We start from the raw sequence: 21,721 nt of genomic DNA, 5'->3' as shown, positions 1-21,721 counted from the left end.
AGGTTCAGGGCGGACACCCCAGGTGTTATCTTTCTTGGGTCGCCGCGGGGTAGAGCAGTCTGGTAGCTCGTCGGGCTCATAACCCGAAGGTCGCGAGTTCAAATCTCGCCCCCGCCACCAACTTGACGATCTCAATCAAGCTCTCGGATTCCCGAGAGCTTTTTTTGTATTCAGCCCCTTCCTGGTTTCATCCCTCCCCCCTCCAACCCTCCAGAACACCGTGAGCGAATTCCACCAAGCCGTGCTGCTGTTCAGCCTTGGGGGAGTCGTCACCCTGGCCACGGTGGTGATGATCCTGCGGGGACATTGGTACTGGCGGGGCCGCGATCCTTTCGACCCCTCCTGATCTGCTGATCTGATCCACTGATCTGATCCGATCTGCTCTGACGATCTGATCCGCCGCTCCGTGCTCTCCCACCCCGTTCGCCCCGCACCATGACCGACACGCCCCTGCTGGACCCGGGCATCGCCTGGTTCCTGCTGATCGCCTTCTCGGTGCTCTGGATCAGCCTGGGGATCTGGTGGGGCCGCCGCGGATCCGGCGGCGATGCGGACGACTACCTGCTGGCCGGCCGCAACATCGGTCTGGCCCTGAGCACGGCCACGCTGATGGCCAGCTGGGTGACGGGCAACACCACCCTGGCGGCCCCGGAGGTGGGCTACACCCTTGGTCTCTGGGGCATGTTCGGCTACGCCCTGGCCGGCCTGGGGCTGCTGCTGTTCGCCCCCCTGGCGATCCGGATCAAGCGGGTGATGCCCACGGCCCGCACCAGCGGCGACTTCGTGCGGCTGCGCTACGGCCGGTTGGTCTGGGCCGTGTTTCTGGTGATCACCATGGTGTACACCGCCGGCTTCCTGATCACCCAGGGCATGGGGGCGGGCCTGCTGCTGCAGGCGCTCTCGGGCTTCGATTACCGGCTCGGGATGCTGGTGGTGATCGGTGTGTCGACCGTCTACACCCTGTTCGGCGGCATGCGCGCCGTGGTGGGCACGGACTTCATCCAGTCGCTGCTGATCATGGCGATCCTGGTGGTGGTCGCCGTGCTGGGGTACAGCCACTTCGGCGCCGGCGAGATCTATGCGCGCCTGGCCAGCGATCACCCCTCCCGCCTCAACCTGCTGCTGCCGGCGGGCCTGCTGTTCGCCTGGAACACGGGCCTGTTCAGCATGGGAGAGGTGTTTCACAACAACATCTGGTGGTCGCGCGTGTTCGCCAGCCGCGAATCGGTGGTGTTTCGCTCCTTTGTGTTCGGCGGCTTCGCCTGGTTCACCGTGCCGATCGTGACCGGCTCGATCGCCCTGATGGCCCTGGCTCAGAACTTCGAGGTGCCGCAGGTGAACATGGTGTTTCCGATCGTGGCCGCCAAATTGCTGGGTTCGGCCGGCGCCATGATGGTGTTCGTGATCATCTTCTCCTCGCTCACCTCCACCCTCGATTCGCTGCTGGCCTCCACCGCCGATCTGCTGGCCGAGGATGTGTACGTCAAGATGCTGCGGCCCGAGGCCAGTGATGCCGAGGTGAAGCGCGCGGCCCGCCAGATCGTGGTGGGGCTGGGCCTGGTCACGGTGCTGCTCTCCTGGAACTACATCACCTCGATGTACCAGTTGCTGCTGTTCACCGGAGCGCTGGTGGCCTCCACGATCTGGCCGATCGCCTGCGGGCTCTACTGGAAAACGGCGAACCGCACGGCCGCCCTGCTGGCGATGCTGATCGGGTCGGCGGTGGGGCTGACGGCCTACGTGCTGATCGCCCCCTACTGCGCTGCCCTGCTCTCGGCCAGCGTCTCGGCGCTGGTGATGGTGGTCGGCACCCGCCTGGCCCCGGAGACGTTCGACTGGCGAACCCTGGCCCGCACCTGATCACCGGCTCCCTTCTTCCGCCATGGAACGCTTCCCATCCATTGATCCCCTTGCAGGGCCACTCAGCCGCACCCCCCATCCATCCCCTCGGCGCCAGCTCTCGAGGCGCGGCGGCGTGGCGGCCGGCCTTCTCGTCGCCGGCGTCTGGGGGCTGGCCAACCTGGCCGGCAGGGCGGCGGCATCCCCTGCCACCCCTGACGACGCTCCGCAGCTGCTGGCCGGCAGCCTGCTGTTCCAGCTGATCGTGCAAGGCAGCATCGTCGGCCTGCTGGCCGCCACCTTGATCCTGGTGGGCATCTGGCTGCATGAACTGCGCCACGGCCGCGTCTGGTAAGGCGTTTCGGGCCGGAGCTGGTCACACAACAGTCGGCAGCAAAAACGAAAAACAATCACAAAAGCCCCGGGTGCGTTACATCGGCTCCCACCACGGGGGCGCCAGGTGTGGAACGATCGATCAGGCGCACGAAACGGGGTGACAGCACTGCAGCGACGGCGAACCGAACTGATCGACGCGACCCAGTTCGACCGCCACTGCCCGGACGTGTACGGCAGCGCCCACCCCAAGGCGCTGCTGGCCAGCATCCCTGAGATCGGCGAGCCGCTGCAGCCCCTGGCCACGCAGCACGTGATCGCCAGCGGCCAGTTCGAGGCGGGCACCCTGCTGCAGCTGTTCCGGCTGGCGGCCAAGTTCGAGAGCAATCCAGAGCGCTATATCCGCATCAACAAGCCGCTCACCGGCAAGATCCTGATCAACGCCTTCTTCGAGCCCAGCACCCGCACCCGCCTCTCCTTCGCCAGTGCCTGGCACCGCCTCGGCGGCGAGACGATCACCATCGGTGACCGCTCCACCACCGGCATCGCCAAGGGTGAGTCCTACGCCGACATCGGCGAGATGTTCAACCACTACGGCGACTGCGTGGTGCTGCGCGACTCGGTGGAAGACTCGGTGTATCAGATGACCCGCTCCCTGCGGATCCCGATCATCAACGCCGGCAACGGCACCGATGAGCATCCCACCCAGGCGATGGCGGATCTGTACACGATGTTCAAGTGGCGGCCCGAGCTCTGCCAGGCCACCGTGCCCGCCAGTGCCCAGGTGCGGATCGGCATCGTGGGGCTGCCGAACCGGATGCGAACGGTGCGGAGCCTGCTGCGCACCCTGGCCCATTTCCCCACCATGGCCAGTGAGGTGGTGATCTTCCACGACCCGGGCCTCTCCTCCGAGCAGATCTTCGATCCGGGGCAGCGGGAGGAACTGGAGGAAGCCGGGCTGATGCTGAGCACCAGCACCGACCTGCGCAGCGAGCTGGGCGAGCTGGATGTGATCTACATCAACGCCATCGCCTGGGTGGGCGACGGCTACGAGACCCATGGCCGCAGCTTCCGGCTGACCGCCGATCTCCCCCTCAAGCCGGGCGCGATGGTGCTGCATCCACTGGCCCGCGGCGAGGAGCTCTGCACCAGCCTCGACCGCACACCCCACAACTGGTACTTCTCCCAGGCCCGCGGCGCCGTGTTCGTGCGCATGGCCCTGCTCACCTGCATGGTGGAGCGCACCGAGCGTGTGCTCGACGTGATCTGACCTGACCAGCCCAACCGGCCACTCCGGCCAATCACTCCCCACACGCCAACCCAGAGAGGAACGAATCCATGTGCGGCATCGGCGGCATCGTCCATCGCCATCGCGACCAGCCGGTCGATCCCCAGGTCCTGGTGAACATGGCGGCGATCCAGTTCCACCGCGGCCCGGATGGCTTCGGCTACGAAGTGCTCAACGACGCCGGCGTGGGCTTCTGCCATGCGCGCCTCTCGATCATCGATCTCAATGAGCAGCGGGCCCGTCAACCGTTCCTCTCCGAGGACGGCCGGGTGCTGATGGCCCACAACGGCGAGTTCTACGACTTCCAGCGCATCCGCGCCCGCCTGGAGGCGGAGGGGGTGCGCTTCACCACCAAGAGCGACTCGGAGATCCTGCTGCGGCTCTACCTGCGCGACGGCCTCGCCAGCACCCTGCCCCAGCTGCGCGGTGAGTTCGCCTTCGCCCTCTACGACCGGGACGACGACAGCCTCACCCTGGTGCGCGACCGCTTCGGCATCAAGCCCCAGTACTGGTGTGAAACCGACGACGGCATCGTGTTCGGATCAGAGCTGAAGGTGCTGTTCGCCCATCCGGCGGTGCAGCGGCGCTTCAGTGCCACCGGCCTGTTTCACCAGCTGATGCAGACCATGGTGCCCGGCACCACCGCCTTCGAAGGGATCCACCAGGTGAAGCCCGGCCACCTGGTGCGGATCAGCCGGCGCGAGGGGGGTGAGCTGACCATCACCGATCAGCGCTACTGGGATGTGGACTTCCCCAGGAGCCACGACCGCGACCGGGGCCGCAGCGAGCACGAGCATGTGGATGCCGTGCGTGAGGCCCTGCTCGAAGCGGTGGAGGCGCGGATGGTGGCGGACGTGCCGGTGGGTTGCTACCTCTCCGGCGGCATCGATTCCTGCTCGATCCTGGGGCTGGCGGCAGCGATCAGCCAGAACCCGGTGAAGGCGTTCACGATCGGCTTCGACGACAGCCGCTACGACGAAACGCCGATCGCCCGGGAGATGGCCGAGGCCACGGGCGCCGAGCAGGACGTGATGACCCTGGCGGCCGAGGATCTCTACGGCCACCTCGAGGCCACGATCTGGCACACCGAACGCACGATCTACAACACCCTGGCGGTGGCCAAGTACCTGATGAGCCGCCACGTGCATGCGGTGGACTACAAGGTGGTGATGACCGGCGAAGGCTCCGATGAGCTGTTCGGCGGCTACCCGGCCTTCCGCCGCGACATGTTCCTGCACGGCCTCGACGACCTGCCGCCGCAGGAGCGGCGGGAATGGGAGGAGGCTCTGCAGGAGAGCAATGCCCTGGTACAAGGGGCGATGCTGGCCGCTGACGCGGTGGAGGATCCCGCCCTTGAGGCCGTGGTGGGCTTCACCCCCAGCTGCCTGCAGCCCTGGCTGGCCTGCGCGCCCCTGGTGCCGCCGTTGCTCCATCCGGAGCTGCGGCAGGAGCTGGAGGGATACCGGCCCGGCGCCGCCATCGCCGCCACCCTCGATGGCGACCAGCTCGAAGGGCGCCATGCCCTCGACAAGGCCCAGTACGTGTGGATCAAGACCATGCTCGAGGGCCAGATCCTCACCTGGGGTGGCGACCGGGTGGACATGGCCAACTCGATGGAGGCCCGCCCGGCCTTCCTCGATCACCACCTGGCCGCCGTGGCGGTGCAGGTGCCACCGGAGCTGCGCATCAAGGGCCGCACCGAAAAATACGTGCTGCGCGAAGCCATGCGCGGCCTGCTGCCGGAGGTGCTCTACAAACGCGAGAAGTTCGCCTTCATGGCGCCACCGGCCCACACCGATGCGGCGAAATGGGGGCGGATGATGGAACTGGCGGATCGCTACCTCAGCGACGCGGCGATCGAGGCGGCTGGGCTGTTGAGCGTGGAGGGGGTGAGGGCCCTGTTCGCCCGCCACGAAGACCCGAGCACGACCGCCGCCGAGCGGGTGCAGATGGATGCCGTGATCAACCACCTGCTCGGAGTGCAGATCATGCACCGCTTCTTCATCGCCGACGATGTTCCGGCAAGGGCAAGGGCTGAAGCCGATCGGCTCGGCTGGACGGTGTAAGGGGGCTCAGGGGGACTGTGAGCCCTGCTCAAGCCACCCGCCGCCGCAGTCCGGGCCAGCTCCAGCGACGGCGGGCGGGACGGATCGGCTCCACGGCCGAAAGGCCAGCTGTCTCGCGCTCAGCAGGTGCAGGAGCTGGTGGCACGGCAGCCGTATGGCTGGAGGGCACCGCGACCAGCGGCGGGAACGCACTGGTGGGCGCAGGCAGGCTGGCCAGCACCGGCAATGTGTCGCGGAAGGAGGTGTAGTAGTGCTGCGTGGTTTCCGCCAGGATCTCCCGCAGGGCCACCAGGGGATCGGGGTGGTGGTCGACGCGGAAATCGTGCAGGGGATAGAGCTCCTGGTGCATCACATACAGCGCTGCCGACTGACGGCCGCGGTGATCGCCACCGGCCGCCTCACCGGCCTCCAGGGCCCGCATCAACCGCTCGCTGAAGGGCAGATCGGCAGCCAGGGCAGCCTCATAGGCCGCGGCCATAGCCTGCAGGGGTTCGGGCCCGGTGAGGAAATTTCCCGCCACCGAATAGCCCTCACCGGTGTGATGACCCGCCCAGCCACCGCAATGGGCGCCGGTCCAGGCGGCCGCCCGGCCGTCGGCGTCGACCAGATGCACCTGGCGATGGTCGCGGCCCGGATCGTCCTGCATCAGGGAGTCGAGCACCGTCTGGGCAACGGAGACAGGCTGGGAGGTGCCCCGCAGCAGGGTGAGACGATCCAGACCCCAGGGACCGAGCAGGGGATTGGTCGACGACTGGGTGGCCACAGCTCCCACACCAGCGCGGGCATGGGGCACGAGAGAACCCACCGCCAGGTGCTTGGTGGCAACGGCTACGCCGGTCATGCCGGTGGACGGATCCCAGGCGACGATCGAGTAGGTCATCGGGGGCGGGAGGGGCGTTCCCGGGCCAGAAATGAATGGAAATGAGATTAGGTAAATCTGCTGGTGGCGCTGTCGTCGTCGCCACCATCGGAGCTACCAGCAGAGCCACCAGCGCAACCACCAGCGGAGCAGCGCAACAGCGGCCTCCAGAGCCCAGCGGGTTCCAGACCCGAATCCAGACCTGATCAAGACTGGATTCAGACCAGAATCAAGAGCAACGATCGAGAGCAGCTTCAGCTCCGCCGCCGCCGCGTTCCTTGACCCTCTCCACCGACCCCCGATCCGGCCAGCTCCTGGCCGGCGCCCATCCCTCCGGATCCGGCCTGCCCATGGCCGGCCCCGAGCTCCTGCCGATGCTGTCGATCGATGGCGCCCGCCTGGCGGCCCGCCTCGAGCAGCTGGGCACGATCGGCCGGCAACCCTCCGGCGCGATCCGGCGGCTGGCCTTCAGTCCGGAAGACCTGCAGGCCCGCGCCCTCGTGCAGGGCTGGATGGAGGAGGCCGGCCTGGAGGTGCGGATCGATGCGGCCGGCAACCTGATCGGCCGGCTGGCGGGCCGGTCGCCGCAGCGGGGCTGCCTGGCCACCGGCTCCCACATCGACACCGTGCCCTCCGGCGGCCTCTACGACGGCGCCCTGGGGGTGATGGGCGGCCTCGAGGTGGCCCAGACCCTGCAGGAGGCGGGGGTGCAGCTGGAGCATCCGCTCGAGGTGATCGTCTTCGCCGATGAGGAGAACACGATGGTGGGCTGCAAATCGATGGTGGGGCGGGCTCCCGCCGAAGCGGAGGCCTACCGCACCACGATCGGTGAGCCGATCGCCACCTGTCTGGAGCGGATCGGCGGCGACTGGCAGCAGCGCAGCACCGCCCAGCGGCGCCCCGAAGACCTCGCCTGTTTCCTGGAGCTGCATGTGGAGCAGGGGGGCGTGCTCGAGGCAGTGGGCAAGCAGATCGGCGTGGTGGAAGGGGTGGTGGGGCAGCAGCGCTACACCATCACGGTGGACGGCCAGGCCAACCATGCCGGCACCACGCCGATGGGGATGCGCCGCGATGCGCTCACCACCGCCGCCCAGCTGATCCTGGCGATCGAAGACATGGCCCGCCATTTCCCCGGCGATCCGGTGGCCACGGTGGGCAAGCTGCAGGTCTGGCCCAACGCGGCCAACATCGTGCCGGGGCGGGTGGAGATGACGCTGGACATGCGCGATCTCTCCCACGACGTGATCAACCACATGCGCGCCCACCTGCAGCGCAAGATCGAGAACATCGCCGTGGCCAGCCGCACCCGGATCGCCCTGGAGCCGCAGTTCGTGGTCGATCCCACTCCAGCGGCGGCGGCCATCCAGGAGGTGATCGTGCAGAGCTGCGAGGCGCTCGGCTACAGCCACACCCACCTGCCGAGCCGCGCCAGCCACGACGCCCAGGAGATGGGCCGTCTCACCCTGATGGGCATGGTGTTCGTGCCCAGCCGCGACGGCGTCAGCCATTCGGCCCAGGAATTCACCTCGCCGCAGCAGTGCGCCGACGGGGTGCAGGTGCTGCTCGACAGCCTGCTGCGCCTCGATCGGCAGCTGGCCTAGCAGTAGTTTCGCCGCAGCGATTCCCGCCGCCCCTTGGTGCCGGCCTCCTCTTCCCCCGAACCCTTGGACGCGATCGTGGTGGGGTCGGGGGCCACCGGTGGGGTGGCGGCGATGGTGCTGGCGGAAGCCGGCGCCAGGGTGCTGGTGCTCGAGGCCGGCCCCGATCTCAGCCCGCGCCAGGCCCTGGGCAGCGAACCGGCCAACAGCCTGCGGCGGATCAGCAGCCTGATGGCCGGCAGCCAGCGCCGGCAGGCCGAGCACCCGGGCTACTGGAAGGCCAACCCACGGCTCTACGTGGATGAGCGGGCCCTGCCCTACAGCACGCCGCCGGATCGACCCTTCCTCTGGAGCCGCGGCCGCCAGGTGGGCGGCAAGAGCCTCACCTGGGGCGGCATCACCCTGCGGCTGTCGGAGGCGGAATTCCGGGCTGCCGAACGGGATGGCCACGGCCCCTGCTGGCCGATCGGCAGCCGCGATCTCGATCCGTACTACAGCCGGCTGGAGCGGTTTCTGGGGGTGCACGGCGGCCGCGATGGCCTGCCCCAGCTCCCCGATGGCGACACCCGGCCTCCCCTGCCCCTCACCCCGGCGGAACGGCACCTGGGCACCTGCCTCGGGCGCGACCTGGCCCTGCCCCTGATCTGCTCGCGCGGTTTTGCCCTGCACCGGCCCAGCCCGGAGAAGGCCTGGCCCGCCTCCAGCTCGCCCGGCGGTGCCCTGGCCCGGGCCCTGGCGACGGGACGCGTGCAGCTGCGCAGCGAGGCGGTGGTGAGCCACGTGGAGCTCGACGCCGGCGGCAACCGCGCCGAAGCGGTTGTGTTCCTCGATGGCCGCAGCGGCAACCTGCAGCGCGAGACGGCGCGGCTGGTGGTGCTGTGCGCCTCCACGATCGAAACGCTGCGGATCCTGCTGCACTCCAGCGAGGAGCAGCGCTGCGGCGGTCTGGTGGATCCCTCCGGCACGTTGGGGCGCTACCTGATGGATCACATCTCCACCAGCCGCTTCTTCTCGATCCCCGACCAGCCAGCGCCCGAGGGTCCCACGGAATTGTCGGGGGCGGGTAGCTGCTTCATCCCCAACACCGTGAACCTGCCCGCGAGCATGAAGACCGCTGCGATGGGCAAGACAGGGGTGCTGGCCGGGGCGACGGACGAACCCCCTCCTGACTTCCTGCGGGGCTACGGGCTCTGGTGCGCGATCCAGCGCATGGATCCTCCGCGGCCCTTCCAACGGCGGCCAGGCGAAGCCGTGGGCTTCCTGATCGGCCACGGCGAGGTGCTGCCCCAGGCGCACAACCGGGTGAGCCTCGATCCGGATCTGCGCGACGGCTGGGGCCTGCCGGCCGCCCACATCGACTGCCGCTGGGGCGAGAACGAGCGCCGGATGGTGGATCACATGCACCGCCGCATCGCGGCGGCGGTGGCCAGCGCCGGCGGCACAATCCGCCCGCTGGACCAGCTCTACGTGCTCCCCCTGGTGGAACCCCTGGTGAAGCGTGGCGCCGCCTTCGCCTCAGGGGCGGCACCGCCGGGTTATTACATCCACGAACTGGGCGGGGCCCGCATGGCCGCCGGCGAGACGGAGGGGGTGGTGAACCGCTGGAACCAGTGCTGGCGGGCCCCCAACCTGCTGGTGGTGGATGGGGCCTGCTGGCCCACGGCCGGCTGGCAGAGCCCCACCCTCACCGAGATGGCGATCACCTGGCGCGCCTGCGCCGCCGCCGCCGAGCGGCTGAGCCGGGGTGATCAAGGGCTGGCAGCCTGATTCGGTCAGGGGCTGCTCACCCTGGGGCCAAAGCGGTGTCGATCACCACAAACCCTGGGGCGCCTTGCCCGCACACTTTGCGGGCGACCTTCCAATGGGTCGGGCAAGGGAGAAACCAGGGGCGGGGGTTGGCACTCCCGCCTTTTTTATTGGCCTCAGGGCCGCAGGAACAATCCGTTGAGGTAGTGCTGCGTCACGCAGCTGTCGGTGCAGCCGTTCTGGAACAGGAAGCCGGCCAGGGCGGAGGTCATCAGCCGGTACTGGTCCCACTGGGGATGGTGGCCGAGGAAGTCGCGCATGCCATCGAACAGAGCTTCCGGCACCTCGGCCTCGAGGCTGACGCGGCTGGAGGCAGGGTCACTGCCGATGCTGCCGCTGAAGCCTGCCGAGGGAGCTGCCATGAATGCCTGAGCAATTGAGACCTTCAGTAGGCCACGGCGGCCAGCGCTCCGTCAAAAGCAGCCATCACACCCTGCACGCCAGGGTCTCATCGCCGAGACCGCTGTTGCAGCCATGGGTCTGGCCAGAGGCCAGGGGGCCATCCCAGCGACCGTCACCCCCAACGGGCGGGTGTCAAGCGCGCTGCCTGGGGAATCGGCGTATTCCCCAGCACCGCCCGCGCCAGCGGGACCACATGCCGAACACCTGGGGAAAAACAGGCCCGGCTCTGGGGAAAACAGCCGAGAAGCCGGGAAACTGACGGACCGCCAGCACCGATCAGCGCTGCTGATCGTCAGCGTGTCTCTTGAGACTCAGGTCGTGAATCCCAGGGTCAAGACCTGCGCTGGCCCTGCTGCTGGCCCTCACGCTGCCCTTCAGCCGCGCAGGGTTCGTGGGCCCAGGGGGTGGTCGGCGTGGGGATAGGGGGGATGGTGATGGCCGGGCTCCGCCTCCTGCGCAGACCCATGGGCGTGATCGTGGCTGTGGGCAGGGTCGTGGCTGTGGCTGTGGGCAGCGGCTGCCCCGCCCAGGGGAATCGGCACCCCATCCGGCTGGCAGGCGCCGGTGCATTCGCGCTCGCAGAGGGTGCAGCTCTCGACCAGCCCCTCGACATGGTGGTGATGGCTGTGCTGCGGCGCCCCCACCTCCCGCTCGAAGCCCAGCACCTGGGCACGGTATTTACAGAGCGAGCAGTTCATGGCGGTGTCGCCCCGCAGCACCTCGTCGACCCGTTCGGCAAAGGTGGCCAGCACCAGCGGGTGATCGCCCAGGTAAGACGCAGACACCATCTCCACGTCGGGATGGTCGTCGGCGACCCGCTGGCTGTGCTGCAGGATCCGGCTGACCAGCACGCCGGAAAAGAGGAAGTAGGGGAACACCACCAGCCGCCGGTGGCCCAGCTTGACCACCTGCCGCAGCCCCGGCTCCACCAGGGGAAAGGTGACGCCGGAATAGACGGTTTCGCCCCAGCCGAAGCCGAAGCCCTCCACCAGCATCCGCGTCACCTTGGCCACGTTGGAGTTGGCGTCGGGATCGGAGGAGCCGCGCCCCACCACCACCAGGCAGGTGTCGTGCGGGCCCACCGGCTCCTCACCGCGGGCGCGGGCGGCGGCATCGGCGGTCTCGATGGCTTCACGGATGCGGGCGCCGGCCGCCTGGATCATCTTGAGATCCACCCCCAGCTCGCGGCCGTAGTCGATCACCAGGCCCGTCTCGGCGGCGTAGGTGTTGAGCACCGAGGGGATGTCGTTCTTGGCGTGGCCGGCGGCGAACAGCATCGCCGGCACCGCCAGCACGTGGCGCACCCCCTGCTGCCGCAGCCGCTCGAGGCCATCGCGCAGGATCGGGCGGGCGAACTCAAGATAGCCGTAGTCGACCGGGACCGGCGCCAGCCGGGCGCGCAGCTGCTCCGCAAGGGCGGCGAACTCGGCCACCGCCAGGCGGTTGCGGCTGCCGTGGCCGCACACCATCACGCCGATCGGTCCGTGGGCGCTCTCCAGCGGGCGATCCAACGCGGTGGTGCTCCCAGGTGGCGTGGTCACGGGGTTGGCCTGAGGCAGCCACTCCGGTGCCGGAACGGAAGTAGGGGCCATGGAGTCCTGAGCAGGAGCCGACCCTATCCGGCACCGAGGCCGCCGCAGCCCGGCCCGCCGGGAACACCCCGCCCCGGCTTCCTGCGAGACCAGGCTGATCGCGCCAGGATGGGGAGATCCGCGCAGGACCCCTGCACCTTCTCCCCTACGACCCCCTGCCACCGCCCCAGCCGGATGAGCCCCTGCTGGAGGTGCCGATCGCCTCGCTGCGGCCCACCCAGCTGTGCGTGGGCCGGGCGGAGGTGCAGCGGCGCCACGCCGATTTCTCCCGCGACAGCCCCGACGACAGGCGCGCCTACCTGCGCAAGAAGCCCGTACCCATGGCGCGCAACGCCGCCGGATTGCTCTGGATGGTGGACCGCCATCACCGGCTCAGCGGATTGTTCTCCCTCGATCCACTGGCTTCCGCGTTCGGTTACGTGGCCCTGGAGGTTGCAACCACGGATCTCAAGGCCAGCCTGAGCGCTCTGCATCAACGCGGCTGGCTGTATCTCTATAACGGCCGCGGCCATGGTCCGCTCGATCCCGCCGCGCTGCCCAACCATCTGGGGGAGCTGCAGGATGACCCCTACCGCAGCCTGGTCTGGAAGCTGAAGCAGGAGGGGGTGATCGCCCCGGCTCCCCTGATTCCCTTCCACGAGTTTCGCTGGGGAGCCTGGCTGCGCCGACGCTCCCTGCCACCCTTCAGCTCCATGCGGCTGGAGCCGGCCCTGCCAGCCGCCCGGGCCCTGGCCCGCTCCACCGCCGCCTCCCACCTGGCCGGCTGGCAAGGGCTGTAGTGGCCGAGTACCTGGCTGCCAATCCGCTCGGCAGCTTCGCTCTGCTGCTCGCCCTGAGTGTGCTGGTGCCGCCCCTGTTCCGGCGGATGCGGCTGCCCGATCTGGTGGGATTGCTGGTGGCCGGTGTGCTGGTGGGCCCCCATGCCCTCGGCTGGCTCACGCCGGACAGCCCCACCGTGGCCCTGCTCTCCGATGTGGGGGTGGTCTATCTGCTGTTCATCGCCGGTCTGGAGATCGACCTGGCCGAATTCCAGCGGATCCGCCAGCGTTCGTTTCGCTTCGGGCTGCTCACCTTCAGCCTGCCGATGGTCGCCGGCACGGCGCTGGGCTTCTTCAGCGGCTTCGGGGCGGTGAGCGCGGTGCTGCTGGGCTCGGTTCTGGCCTCCCACACCCCTCTGGGGTACCCGATCGTGCGCAGCTATGGCGCCATGAGGGAGGAATCGGTGACCGTGGCGATCGGCGGCACGATCTTCACGGACATCGCCTCCCTGCTGGTGCTGGCGCTGTGCATCAGCCTCGGCCAGGGCAGCTTCTCAGCCCTGGGGCTGGTCGGGCTGCTGGTCAAGGTGGCGGTCTTCGCCACCACCACGGTGGTGGTGATCCGGCGTCTGGGCCATGCCCTGGTGCGCCGCAGCGGCGACGGCGACGGGCGGCTGCTGGTGGCGGTGCTGCTCGCCCTGTTTCTCTCGGCCGTCGGAGCGGAACTGGCCGGGGTGGAGAAGATCGTGGGGGCCTTTCTGGCCGGGCTGGCGGTGAACGCCGTGCTGCCGGAGGGGCCGGTGAAGGAGCAGGTGATCCTGGTGGGGGCCAGCCTGTTCATCCCGATCTTCTTCATCGATCTGGGGCTGCTGCTCGATGTGCCCGTGTTCCTGCGCACCGTGATGGGCTTCGGCTTTGCGGCCGCCCTGATCGGCGTTCTGGTGGCCAGCAAGGGCCTGGCCGCCTGGCTCTCCGGCCTGATCTACCGCTACAGCGGCGCCGAGATGCTCACCCTCTGGTCGTTGTCGTTGCCCCAGGTGGCCGCCACCCTGGCAGCCACCACGGTGGGATTCCGCGCCGGCCTGCTCAACGAAACGGTGCTGAACAGCGTGCTGGCGCTGATGGTGGTGACGGCCATCCTGGGGCCGGCCCTCACCAGCATGGCGATGGCCCGCCTGCGCGAGGAGCGCACCGCGGCTCTCCAGACCGACGCCTCGACCGGCCAGCTGGCGCTGGTGCACCGGGCCCTGCGGGTGATGGTGCCGATCGCCAATCCCGCCAACGAGCGGGCCCTGCTGGGCATGGCCAGCCAGCTGATCGGCGGGGAAGAGGGCCGCGAGGGGCTGGTGCTGCCTCTGGCGGTGGTGACCCCCTCCCGCTCCGAGGCGGAACGGCAGGGCTCCATGGCCCTCACCACAGACCTGGCCCGGGCCCGCCAGCTGCTGCTCGACACCGAAGCGATCAGTCGCGTCCTCCGCTTCCGCAGCAGCCCCCTGCTGCGGGTGGATCACGAGGTGGCCGGCGGCATCGCCAGGGCGGCCCTGGAGCAGGGGGCCGACCTGCTGGTGGTGGGGGTGGGATCGCCGGCGCGGCTGGGCCGCTGGCTGTTCGGAGATCTGGTGGATGGGCTCTGCCGACAGGCCCATTGCCCGGTGGTGGTGACCCGCCTGCGGCGCAACCCGCGCGAGCTGCGCCGCCTGCTGGTGCCGATCAAAGACCTCTCGGCCAGTGCCCTGGAGCAGGTGCAACTGGCCGAGCGCATCGCCAACAGCGTCAGCACCACGCCAGGGGGCCCGCCTGGAACGGCAGAAGCGCCATCCGGGCCGGTGCGGATCACCCTGCTGCACCTGCATGATCCCCGCCTGCCGGAGAGCGAACGCCAGCAGATCCGGCAGCAGTTGCAGCACTGGTTGCCCGACCCCGACGCCCGCCGCCCGCGGGTGGCGGTGGATGTGCAGCTGGTGCCCAGCCTGGCGATCGAGGCCGGCATCCTGCGCCAGGCCAGCCTGCACGATCTGGTGATCCTGCGCTCCCAGCGGCGGCTGGTGGGCGGCCTGCCGATCGCCGCCAGCGACCGCGCCAGCTGGCTGCTGCGCCGGCTGAGCTGCTCCACCCTGGTGATCAGCGACCCACTGCACTGATCGACGCAAACCAGATCAGCATGCGTGACAGCCGGGGCGACAGAGTCGGAGCCTCTGTCTAGACCGGGCGTGTGCTGCCGTCGCCACCATGGCCTTCGCCCATCTGCTGGTGCCCACCGATGGCTCTGCCGCGTCCGGGAAGGCGGTGACGCAGGCGGTGGAGCTGGCCCGCAGCCTGGGCAGCCGCATCACCCTGCTGCATGTGCGCGAGAACGTGGCGCTCTCGTTGGTGGGCATGGGCGAAATGGTGGAACCCACCACGATCGAAGCGCTGCTGCAGGCCGCCAAAGACGACTCGACGCGGATCCTGGCGGACGCCCGGGCGGTGGCCGAGCAGGCCGGCGTGCCGGTGAGCACCGAGAGCAGCAGTGCCGACGGGGTGCACAGCAGCATCCTTGAGGCCGTGGAGCGTCTCGGCTGCGACCTGATCGTGATGGCCTCCCATGGCCGGCGGGGCCTGGTGGGCCTGCTGCTGGGCAGCGAGACCCAGCGGGTGCTGGTCCAGTCGCCCTGTCCGGTGCTGGTGGTGCGCTGATGCTCTGGTGCACTGATGCTCTGGTGCACTGATGCGCCGGTGCACGCCTGCGCCGCCGCGATCAGAGACGGGTGCCAGGGGCGAGGAAATCGGCGTAGGTGCTCACCAGCCCTTCGGCCAGAGGGATGCGGGCCTTCCAGCCGGTGGCCTCGATCCGGTTCACATCGAGCTGCTTCCTGGGGGTGCCATCCGGCTTGGTGGTGTCCCAGAGGATCTCGCCCTGGTAGCCCACGGCGCCGGCCACCAACTGGGCCAACTCCCGGATCGGCAGATCAATGCCGGTGCCCACGTTGAGGTGCTGCACCGGATCCGCCGGATCAGGGGCGTAGGTCTCGAGGGCATGCACACAGGCCTCGCCGAGATCATCGGCATGGAGGAATTCCCGCAGCGGTGAGCCGCTGCCCCAGCAGGTGACGCTGGGGGCGTGGGCCAGCTTCGCCTCGTGGAAGCGGCGGATCAGGGCGGGCAGCACGTGGCTGTGGGTGGGGTGGTAGTTGTCGCCAGGCCCGTAGAGGTTGGTGGGCATCAGGCTGATCGCGTCGAACCCGTATTGCCGCCGCAGGGCCGCGCACAGCTTGATGCCGGTGATCTTGGCGATCGCATACCACTCATTCGTGGGCTCGAGCGCCCCGGTGAGCAGCGCCTCCTCCCGGATCGGCTGCTGCGCCAGGCGGGGATAGATGCAACTGCTGCCGAGAAACAGCAACCGGCGGGTGCCGCACCGCCAGGCACTCTCGATCACATGGGTCTCGATCTTGAGGTTGTCGAGCAGGAAATCGGCGGGATAGGTGTCGTTGAAGTGGATGCCGCCCACCTTCGCCGCCGCCAGGACCACCACCTGGGGCCGGTTCGCCTCGAACCACTGGCGCACCGCAGCCGAATCCTCCAGATCGAGCTCGGCGCGACCGGCGGTGAGCCGATGGATGTATCCGCGGCGCTGCAGGGCTCGGACGATGGCACCGCCGGCCATGCCGCGGTGGCCGGCCACGAAGATGCGGTCGGAGGGATGGATCAGGTTGGCGCCCATCTCAACCGAGCCCCAGCCCTGCTTTCTCGAGCATGTGGGGGGTCGTGGGAGGGTTCTCCATCGACCCCACCACCTTGAAGCCTTCGCGGCGCAGGGTGGCCTCCTTCGCTGCCTCCTGCTGGTCTTCGGCCACCATCTCGGCCACCAGTTCCTCGAGGGTGGTGGTGGGGGTCCAGCCCAGTTTCTGCTGGGCGCGGCTGGGATCGCCCAGCAGGGTGGCCACCTCGGCGGGGCGGAAGTAGCGCGGATCAATGCGCACCACCACCTGATCGGTGCCGGCGCGCCGGCCCACCTCGTTCACCCCGTCTCCGCTCCAGCGGATGCCACCCCAGCCCAGCTGCTCAGCCGCGAGCTCGATGAAGCGCCGCACACTCTCCTGGCGGCCGGTGGCGATCACGAAGTCTTCCGGCGGACCTTCCTGCTGCAGCATCCGCCACTGCATCTCCACATAGTCGCGGGCGTGGCCCCAATCCCGCAGCGAATCGAGGTTGCCCATGAACAGGCACTGCTCCAGGCCCGCATCGATGCGGGCCAGGCCGCGGGTGATCTTGCGGGTCACGAAGGTTTCGCCCCGCCGCGGGCTCTCGTGGTTGAACAGGATGCCGTTGCAGGCATACATGCCATAGGCCTCGCGGTAGTTCACCGTGATCCAGTAGGCGTAGAGCTTCGCGACGCCATAGGGGCTGCGGGGGTAGAAGGGCGTGCTTTCCTTCTGGGGGATCTCCTGCACCAGGCCGTAGAGCTCGCTGGTGCTGGCCTGGTAGATGCGGGTCTTCTGGGTCAACCCCAGGATCCGCACCGCCTCCAGGATCCGCAGGGTGCCGAGGGCATCGCTGTTGGCGGTGTACTCCGGTGCCTCAAAGCTCACCGCCACATGGCTCTGGGCGCCGAGGTTGTAGATCTCATCGGGCTGCACCTGCTGCACGATCCGGATCAGGTTGGTGCTGTCGGTCAGGTCGCCGTAGTGGAGCGTCAGCGGCGGAGCTGAGTCTTCCCGATTCTGCTCGTGCGGATCCTGGTACAGGTGATCGATCCGCTGGGTGTTGAAGCTGCTGGCCCGGCGCTTGATGCCGTGCACCGCATACCCCTTCTCCAGCAGCAGCTCCGCCAGGTAGGAGCCGTCCTGGCCGGAGATGCCGGTGATCAGTGCCGTCTTGCGCATGCTGGGCGGGCCGCCATTGCCAATGGCGAGTAGATTAAGCCGTGTTCGCCAGTACGGTGCGCTCCAGAGCACTCACCACCGGCCGGCCTGTGACCCTGCGGCTCACCAACACCCTCACCCGTCGCACCGAGCCGTTCGAGCCGCTGGTGCCCGGGCAGGTGAGCCTCTATTGCTGCGGGGTCACGGTGTACGACCTCTGCCATCTGGGCCATGCCCGCAGCTATATCGTCTGGGATGTGCTGCGCCGATACCTGATCTGGAGCGGCTACGCGGTGACCTTCGTGCAGAACTACACCGACATCGACGACAAGATCCTGCGCCGCGCCGCCGAGGAAGGCAGCTCGATGGAGGCGGTGAGCGAGCGCAACATCGAGGCCTTCCGGGTGGATATGGCCGCCCTCAACATCCTGCCGCCCGACCGGATGCCCCGGGCCACCGGCAGCCTGGATGCGATCCGTGCCCTGATCGGCGAGCTGGAGGCGAAGGGAGCCGCCTACTCCGCCGAGGGCGATGTGTACTTCGCCGTGATGCAGCACGCCGGTTACGGCAAGCTGTCGGGCCGTGATCTGGGCGAGCAGCAACAGAACGCAGAAGGTCGCGTCAGCCAGGCGGAGGAAGCCCGCAAGCGCCACCCGTTCGATTTCGCCCTCTGGAAAGCGGCCAAACCGGGGGAACCGAGCTTCCCGTCACCCTGGGGGGCGGGCCGGCCGGGCTGGCACATCGAATGCTCGGCGATGGTGCGCGAGGAACTGGGCGACACGATCGACATTCATCTGGGCGGCGCCGATCTGATCTTTCCGCACCATGAGAACGAGATCGCCCAGTCGGAGGCGGCCACGGGCCAGGCGCTGGCCCGCACCTGGCTGCACAACGGCATGGTGAACGTGGGCGGCGAGAAGATGAGCAAATCGCTCGGCAACTTCACCACGATCCGGGCCCTGCTGGCCAGCGGCGTGAGTCCGATGACCCTGCGGCTGTTCGTGCTGCAGGCCCATTACCGCAAGCCCCTCGATTTCACTGACCAGGCGCTTGAGGCGGCTGCCACGGGCTGGAAGGGGCTGAATGCCGCCCTGGGGCTGGGCCAGCGGTTCGGCGCGGCACTCGGCTGGTCAGCGCTCGCCGCCGACATCCAATCCGAAGCCCGGCAGCGCTTCCAGGCCGCCATGGACGACGACCTCAACACCGCAGCCGCCCTGGCGGTGCTGTTCGAGTTGGCCAGGCCGCTGAAGGCTCTGGCCAACCGGCTGGAGCGCGGCGACACCGCCCGCAGCGAGGAGGCCGCCGAGCTCGCCCCACGCTGGCAGGAGCTGGTGGAGCTGGCCGGTGTGCTGGGCCTGATGGCCGAGACGCAGACCAGTGACATGGGGGCGGCAGCCGCAGATGAGGACACCAAGGAAGCCGCGATTCTCGAAAAAATCGCCGAACGCCAGGCCGCCAAGGCCGCCCGTGATTTCGCCAGCGCCGATCGGATCCGGGCCGAACTCAAGCAGCAGGGCGTGGAGCTGATCGATAAACCCGGCGGCGTGACCGACTGGATGCGGAGCTGATGGCCGCCACCATCTACCTGCACTGGAGTGCGACCCCCTACACCTGGGTGCGCTCGGGCGCGTATCACACGATCGTGGCCGGAGATGGCTTCCTGCACCGGCTGCACTCCTACACAATCGATCTCAACGCCCACACCTGGCGACGCAACAGCAATGCCGTGGCGATTTCCTGCGCCTGCATGGGCGGCGTGCCCGATCCCTGGACGATGCCCCCCACCGAGGTCCAGATCGAGGCGATGTGCCGCGAGGCGGCGGAGGTGGCCCGCAGCTGGGAGTGGACGGCAGACGACATCACGATCCAGCGGGTGATGACCCACGCCGAAGCGGCCTCGAACCGCGATGGGCGGATCCTGCACGACAACTACGGCCCCGTGGCCTGGGGCGGCACAGGCGAACGCTGGGACTTCCTGCAACTGAGCAAGGGCGGCCCCCCCGACGGCGGTGAGGTGCTGCGCCAGAAGATCCGGGCCTACCTTCGCGGCGAGGCGCCAGCCAGTGGAGCCACGGGGTCGACCAGTGGATCCATGGCGCCGGTGCCCCTGGCCTTCCGCCGCCGCAGCACGATGACAGCCCGCGGCCGCCAGCTCGCCGTGGAGATCGACGCCAACGGCAGCTCCTGGGCCCTGGCCGCCGACCTGCTCAGCCTCTACGACATCCCCTACGAGTGGAATCCACTGCAGCGGCGCCTGCTGATCGGCAGCAACGATGTGGCGCCGCTCTACCGGGACGATGCGGTGCAGGATTCGATTGGCTACCCCCTGTTTGAGATGGCTCTGCAGGGGGGCAATGCGCCGGTGATCCTGCGCGGCATCCTGCGGCCCGATGCGGCCGAAGATGGGGCCGGCAGTGCCGCGTTCAGCCGCGCCTGGTGCCGCGTGCTCGAATTCGCCGAGGAATTCGGCATCAGCGTGACCTACCAGCCCTTTGCCCTGGCCGAGCGGCGGGGTGGCTGAAGGGCTGCGGGGCGGCGGGACTGCAGGGCCAAACCAGCCAGGCGTCTGTGGCCAAGGCAACACTGTCAAACGCAAAACCCTGGCTAAATTCAAAGCAGCGATCGCCATGTATGGCCTCAGCAAACGTCAACCTGCCTGCTGCTAGCAGCCAGCCCTCTGCCCTCAGCCTCTCAGCAGAACCAAGCTCCGATCACCAAGACCTTGAACCGAAGCGCCGGCGCACCCGATCCCAACGGCGGGAGCTGTTCTGCCCGGCCCATCCAGAGGAGCGGGTGTTGGGGGTGGGCCGCAAGTATTTCCTGCATCTACTCACGCCGGAACAGCTGAAGCAGCGCGGCATGAGCGATAAGAAAGCGAAGCTGGTACTCCAGGCCTATCCGGTGCTGGTGCTGAGCAACGAATGGCTGGAGGAGCTGTTCTGCCCCTGCTGTGGCACCAGCCGCTGGTGCCATGTGACCAAGCACGACCGGGTGCAGCACACGGTGCGCTGGGCACCGCGGGAGCTCTGGGAGCAGGTGGCCCATGTGGATCCGGTGGTCGCCAACCCCAGCGTGAGCCAGTTCAGCCAGCGGGAATCGCGGCGGCACCGCAGGCGGCGGGCCGATGGAGGCCGCTACTGGGATGGGCCATAAGCCGATCAGCCCAGCCAGCGCAGATCACGCTGCAGCTCCTGGGCCATGCGGCTGCCGCTGGCCAGCAGCTGCTCCAGCTCTGCGGGGGTGAGCACCAGAGCATCACAGCTCAAGGGCAACTGCTCCAAGGGCCAATGGAGCAGGCGCTGATACTGGGGGCCGCTGGCGGCGGCATCGACCAGCAGCAGATCCAGGTCGCTGCCCACTCCGGCCGTTCCGCGGCCATAACTTCCAAACAGGCCAACCCGTTGCAGCGAGGGATTCTGGGCACGCTGGGCAGCGACCCAGACCTCAGTGGCTGCGAGCACCTGCTCATGGCTCGGCCAGCGCAGCAGTGATTGCGTCAACGAGCGCACGGGCATGGCAGAAAGCGTCCTCGCTTTGAAGACGGCCGAAATGATCTGTGGGAGCTCCATCCGGCAGGCTATCGGGATAGCGCGTGGGGATGTAGAGAGCATCAAGAATGCGCAGCCGATCTTCCAGATCAGGAACAACCTCAGCCAGGGGCGCTGCGGCCTCGGGGGGAAGATCGCGATAACAGCGTCCCAGACCATGACCCCAGGCCTGCTGGCCCAGGCTCAGATGCAGGGCCTTGAGCGCTTTCTCCACCGCCTGGTGACAGGCAAAGCAGGCCCATTCGTGGTGACCCGCCCCACCACTGAGCTGGGCTTGTTCGAGGTCGGCCTGGGCTTGATGCAACCAGTCGCGGGAACGGTTCATCGCCTCATGATGGCCCGCAGCCAGGAGATCTCCAGCCCTCCGAGGGTGGATCGGTGGGGTTGGAGGAGAGGTGGCCAGGGGCGGTGGTAGCAGCGGGTGAAGGGCCGCGACTGGTTCGATCTGGACGCGACTGGCCGGCAGCCGTTGGCCATCTGGTCACCGGAATACTTCCAGCAGCTTGGCCGGCGCAGCAAGACCCAACAGGAGATGACCAGCAGACTGAGGTGGGTGCCGCTGCAGAAAACGCAGGCTTTGTGCTGAGAGGCGGTGGCGAAAAAGCAGCTGCGGTCGTTGTTCGGGCTGGGGGACCTCGCGACTCAGCGGGAAGCCCCTCCAACACGCTGACAACTTTCGGGGTTGGAGACACCAGATGTGGTAAGGCTCGCGGCCGGCCTCTAGCGTTGATCCAGCGCCCAAGTCCAGTGACCCATCGATGGGATACGTGCATGCCACCATCGAACTG

21 protein-coding genes and 1 tRNA gene are annotated in these 21,721 nt (G+C 68.4%); 15 read left to right on the top strand and 7 right to left on the bottom strand.

Features of this window, described 5'->3' with window-relative positions; genetic code table 11:
* Positions 1–43 precede the first annotated feature (43 nt).
* The 6 genes from VB777_RS11345 (at position 44) to asnB (ending at position 5,526) form a co-directional block, all read left to right on the top strand.
* Positions 44–120: transfer RNA gene (locus VB777_RS11345), tRNA-Met, on the top strand.
* Positions 121–220: 100 nt separating this feature from the next.
* Positions 221–346 carry a hypothetical protein gene (locus tag VB777_RS11340; RefSeq protein WP_323249035.1) on the top strand — a complete coding sequence of 42 codons (126 nt, stop codon included), beginning with the start codon at positions 221–223 and terminating at the stop codon, positions 344–346.
* 89 nt (positions 347–435) lie between these two features.
* Positions 436–1,860 (top strand): sodium:solute symporter family transporter, encoded by a 1,425-nt coding sequence (locus VB777_RS11335; protein ID WP_323249033.1) that lies wholly within the window; start codon positions 436–438, stop codon positions 1,858–1,860.
* Between the two features lie 22 nt (positions 1,861–1,882).
* Positions 1,883–2,194 carry a hypothetical protein gene (locus VB777_RS11330; protein ID WP_323249030.1) on the top strand — a complete coding sequence of 104 codons (312 nt, stop codon included), beginning with the start codon at positions 1,883–1,885 and terminating at the stop codon, positions 2,192–2,194.
* Between the two features lie 147 nt (positions 2,195–2,341).
* A complete protein-coding gene (locus VB777_RS11325; RefSeq protein ID WP_323249071.1) occupies positions 2,342–3,442 on the top strand; it encodes an aspartate carbamoyltransferase in 1,101 nt (366 codons plus the stop codon).
* 68 nt (positions 3,443–3,510) lie between these two features.
* Positions 3,511–5,526 carry an asparagine synthase (glutamine-hydrolyzing) gene (asnB, locus tag VB777_RS11320; protein ID WP_323249028.1) on the top strand — a complete coding sequence of 672 codons (2,016 nt, stop codon included), beginning with the start codon at positions 3,511–3,513 and terminating at the stop codon, positions 5,524–5,526.
* A 28-nt stretch (positions 5,527–5,554) separates the two neighbouring features.
* On the opposite strand, the gene VB777_RS11315 is transcribed toward asnB, so the two are convergent.
* Positions 5,555–6,406, bottom strand: a complete 852-nt coding sequence (locus tag VB777_RS11315) for a DUF1028 domain-containing protein (protein ID WP_323249027.1) — start codon at positions 6,404–6,406, stop codon at positions 5,555–5,557.
* A gap of 257 nt (positions 6,407–6,663) precedes the next feature.
* Between VB777_RS11315 and VB777_RS11310 the strand changes: the two genes are divergently transcribed.
* A complete protein-coding gene (locus VB777_RS11310; protein ID WP_323249025.1) occupies positions 6,664–7,986 on the top strand; it encodes a Zn-dependent hydrolase in 1,323 nt (440 codons plus the stop codon).
* 111 nt (positions 7,987–8,097) lie between these two features.
* Positions 8,098–9,750, top strand: coding sequence for a GMC family oxidoreductase (locus VB777_RS11305; RefSeq protein ID WP_323249069.1), 1,653 nt, complete (start codon positions 8,098–8,100; stop codon positions 9,748–9,750).
* A 155-nt stretch (positions 9,751–9,905) separates the two neighbouring features.
* Here the strand turns inward: VB777_RS11305 and VB777_RS11300 are convergent, their stop codons facing one another.
* On the bottom strand, positions 9,906–10,151 hold the full coding sequence (locus VB777_RS11300) for a DUF2811 domain-containing protein (RefSeq protein ID WP_323249023.1): 246 nt from the start codon (positions 10,149–10,151) through the stop codon (positions 9,906–9,908).
* Between the two features lie 414 nt (positions 10,152–10,565).
* On the bottom strand, positions 10,566–11,660 hold the full coding sequence (locus tag VB777_RS11295; protein ID WP_231598298.1) for a sirohydrochlorin chelatase: 1,095 nt from the start codon (positions 11,658–11,660) through the stop codon (positions 10,566–10,568).
* A gap of 314 nt (positions 11,661–11,974) precedes the next feature.
* Between VB777_RS11295 and VB777_RS11290 the strand changes: the two genes are divergently transcribed.
* The 3 genes from VB777_RS11290 (at position 11,975) to VB777_RS11280 (ending at position 15,217) form a co-directional block, all read left to right on the top strand.
* Complete coding sequence (locus VB777_RS11290; RefSeq protein WP_323249022.1) at positions 11,975–12,562, top strand: ParB-like protein; 588 nt, start codon at positions 11,975–11,977, stop codon at positions 12,560–12,562.
* The gene (locus VB777_RS11285) at positions 12,562–14,682 is read left to right on the top strand and encodes a cation:proton antiporter (protein ID WP_197154902.1); all 2,121 of its coding nucleotides are present in this window, start codon (positions 12,562–12,564) and stop codon (positions 14,680–14,682) included. The genes VB777_RS11290 and VB777_RS11285 overlap by 1 nt, the downstream gene beginning before the upstream one ends.
* Positions 14,683–14,770: 88 nt before the next feature.
* Positions 14,771–15,217: a universal stress protein gene (locus VB777_RS11280; RefSeq protein WP_323249020.1), complete on the top strand. Its 447-nt coding sequence runs from the start codon at positions 14,771–14,773 to the stop codon at positions 15,215–15,217.
* Positions 15,218–15,278: 61 nt separating this feature from the next.
* On the opposite strand, the gene VB777_RS11275 is transcribed toward VB777_RS11280, so the two are convergent.
* Together VB777_RS11275 and gmd are read right to left on the bottom strand one after the other, a co-directional pair.
* Positions 15,279–16,244, bottom strand: coding sequence for a GDP-L-fucose synthase (locus VB777_RS11275; protein WP_323249018.1), 966 nt, complete (start codon positions 16,242–16,244; stop codon positions 15,279–15,281).
* Position 16,245: 1 nt separating this feature from the next.
* On the bottom strand, positions 16,246–17,406 hold the full coding sequence (gene gmd, locus VB777_RS11270; protein ID WP_323249016.1) for a GDP-mannose 4,6-dehydratase: 1,161 nt from the start codon (positions 17,404–17,406) through the stop codon (positions 16,246–16,248).
* 89 nt (positions 17,407–17,495) lie between these two features.
* On the opposite strand from gmd, the gene cysS reads away from it, so the two are divergent.
* From cysS to VB777_RS11255, 3 genes are all read left to right on the top strand, one after another.
* A complete protein-coding gene (cysS, locus tag VB777_RS11265; RefSeq protein ID WP_323249067.1) occupies positions 17,496–18,953 on the top strand; it encodes a cysteine--tRNA ligase in 1,458 nt (485 codons plus the stop codon).
* The gene (locus tag VB777_RS11260; protein WP_323249014.1) at positions 18,953–19,906 is read left to right on the top strand and encodes an N-acetylmuramoyl-L-alanine amidase; all 954 of its coding nucleotides are present in this window, start codon (positions 18,953–18,955) and stop codon (positions 19,904–19,906) included. The genes cysS and VB777_RS11260 overlap by 1 nt, the downstream gene beginning before the upstream one ends.
* Before the next feature lie 110 nt (positions 19,907–20,016).
* Positions 20,017–20,538, top strand: a complete 522-nt coding sequence (locus VB777_RS11255; RefSeq protein WP_323249012.1) for a hypothetical protein — start codon at positions 20,017–20,019, stop codon at positions 20,536–20,538.
* Between the two features lie 5 nt (positions 20,539–20,543).
* On the opposite strand, the gene VB777_RS11250 is transcribed toward VB777_RS11255, so the two are convergent.
* Positions 20,544–20,846 (bottom strand): nucleotidyltransferase domain-containing protein, encoded by a 303-nt coding sequence (locus VB777_RS11250; protein ID WP_323249010.1) that lies wholly within the window; start codon positions 20,844–20,846, stop codon positions 20,544–20,546.
* Positions 20,847–20,850: 4 nt separating this feature from the next.
* Entirely contained in the window at positions 20,851–21,258 is a 408-nt protein-coding gene (locus tag VB777_RS11245) for a HEPN domain-containing protein (protein ID WP_323249008.1), read from the bottom strand.
* A 96-nt stretch (positions 21,259–21,354) separates the two neighbouring features.
* Between VB777_RS11245 and VB777_RS11240 the strand changes: the two genes are divergently transcribed.
* Complete coding sequence (locus tag VB777_RS11240; RefSeq protein WP_323249006.1) at positions 21,355–21,519, top strand: hypothetical protein; 165 nt, start codon at positions 21,355–21,357, stop codon at positions 21,517–21,519.
* Positions 21,520–21,721 lie beyond the last annotated feature (202 nt).

It is taken from the genome of Synechococcus sp. CCY9202 (genome assembly GCF_034931685.1).
GTDB lineage: Bacteria > Cyanobacteriota > Cyanobacteriia > PCC-6307 > Cyanobiaceae > CBW1002.
The sequence above is the reverse complement of the archived record's forward strand: the minus strand, read 5'-3'. Positions and strand labels throughout refer to the sequence as shown.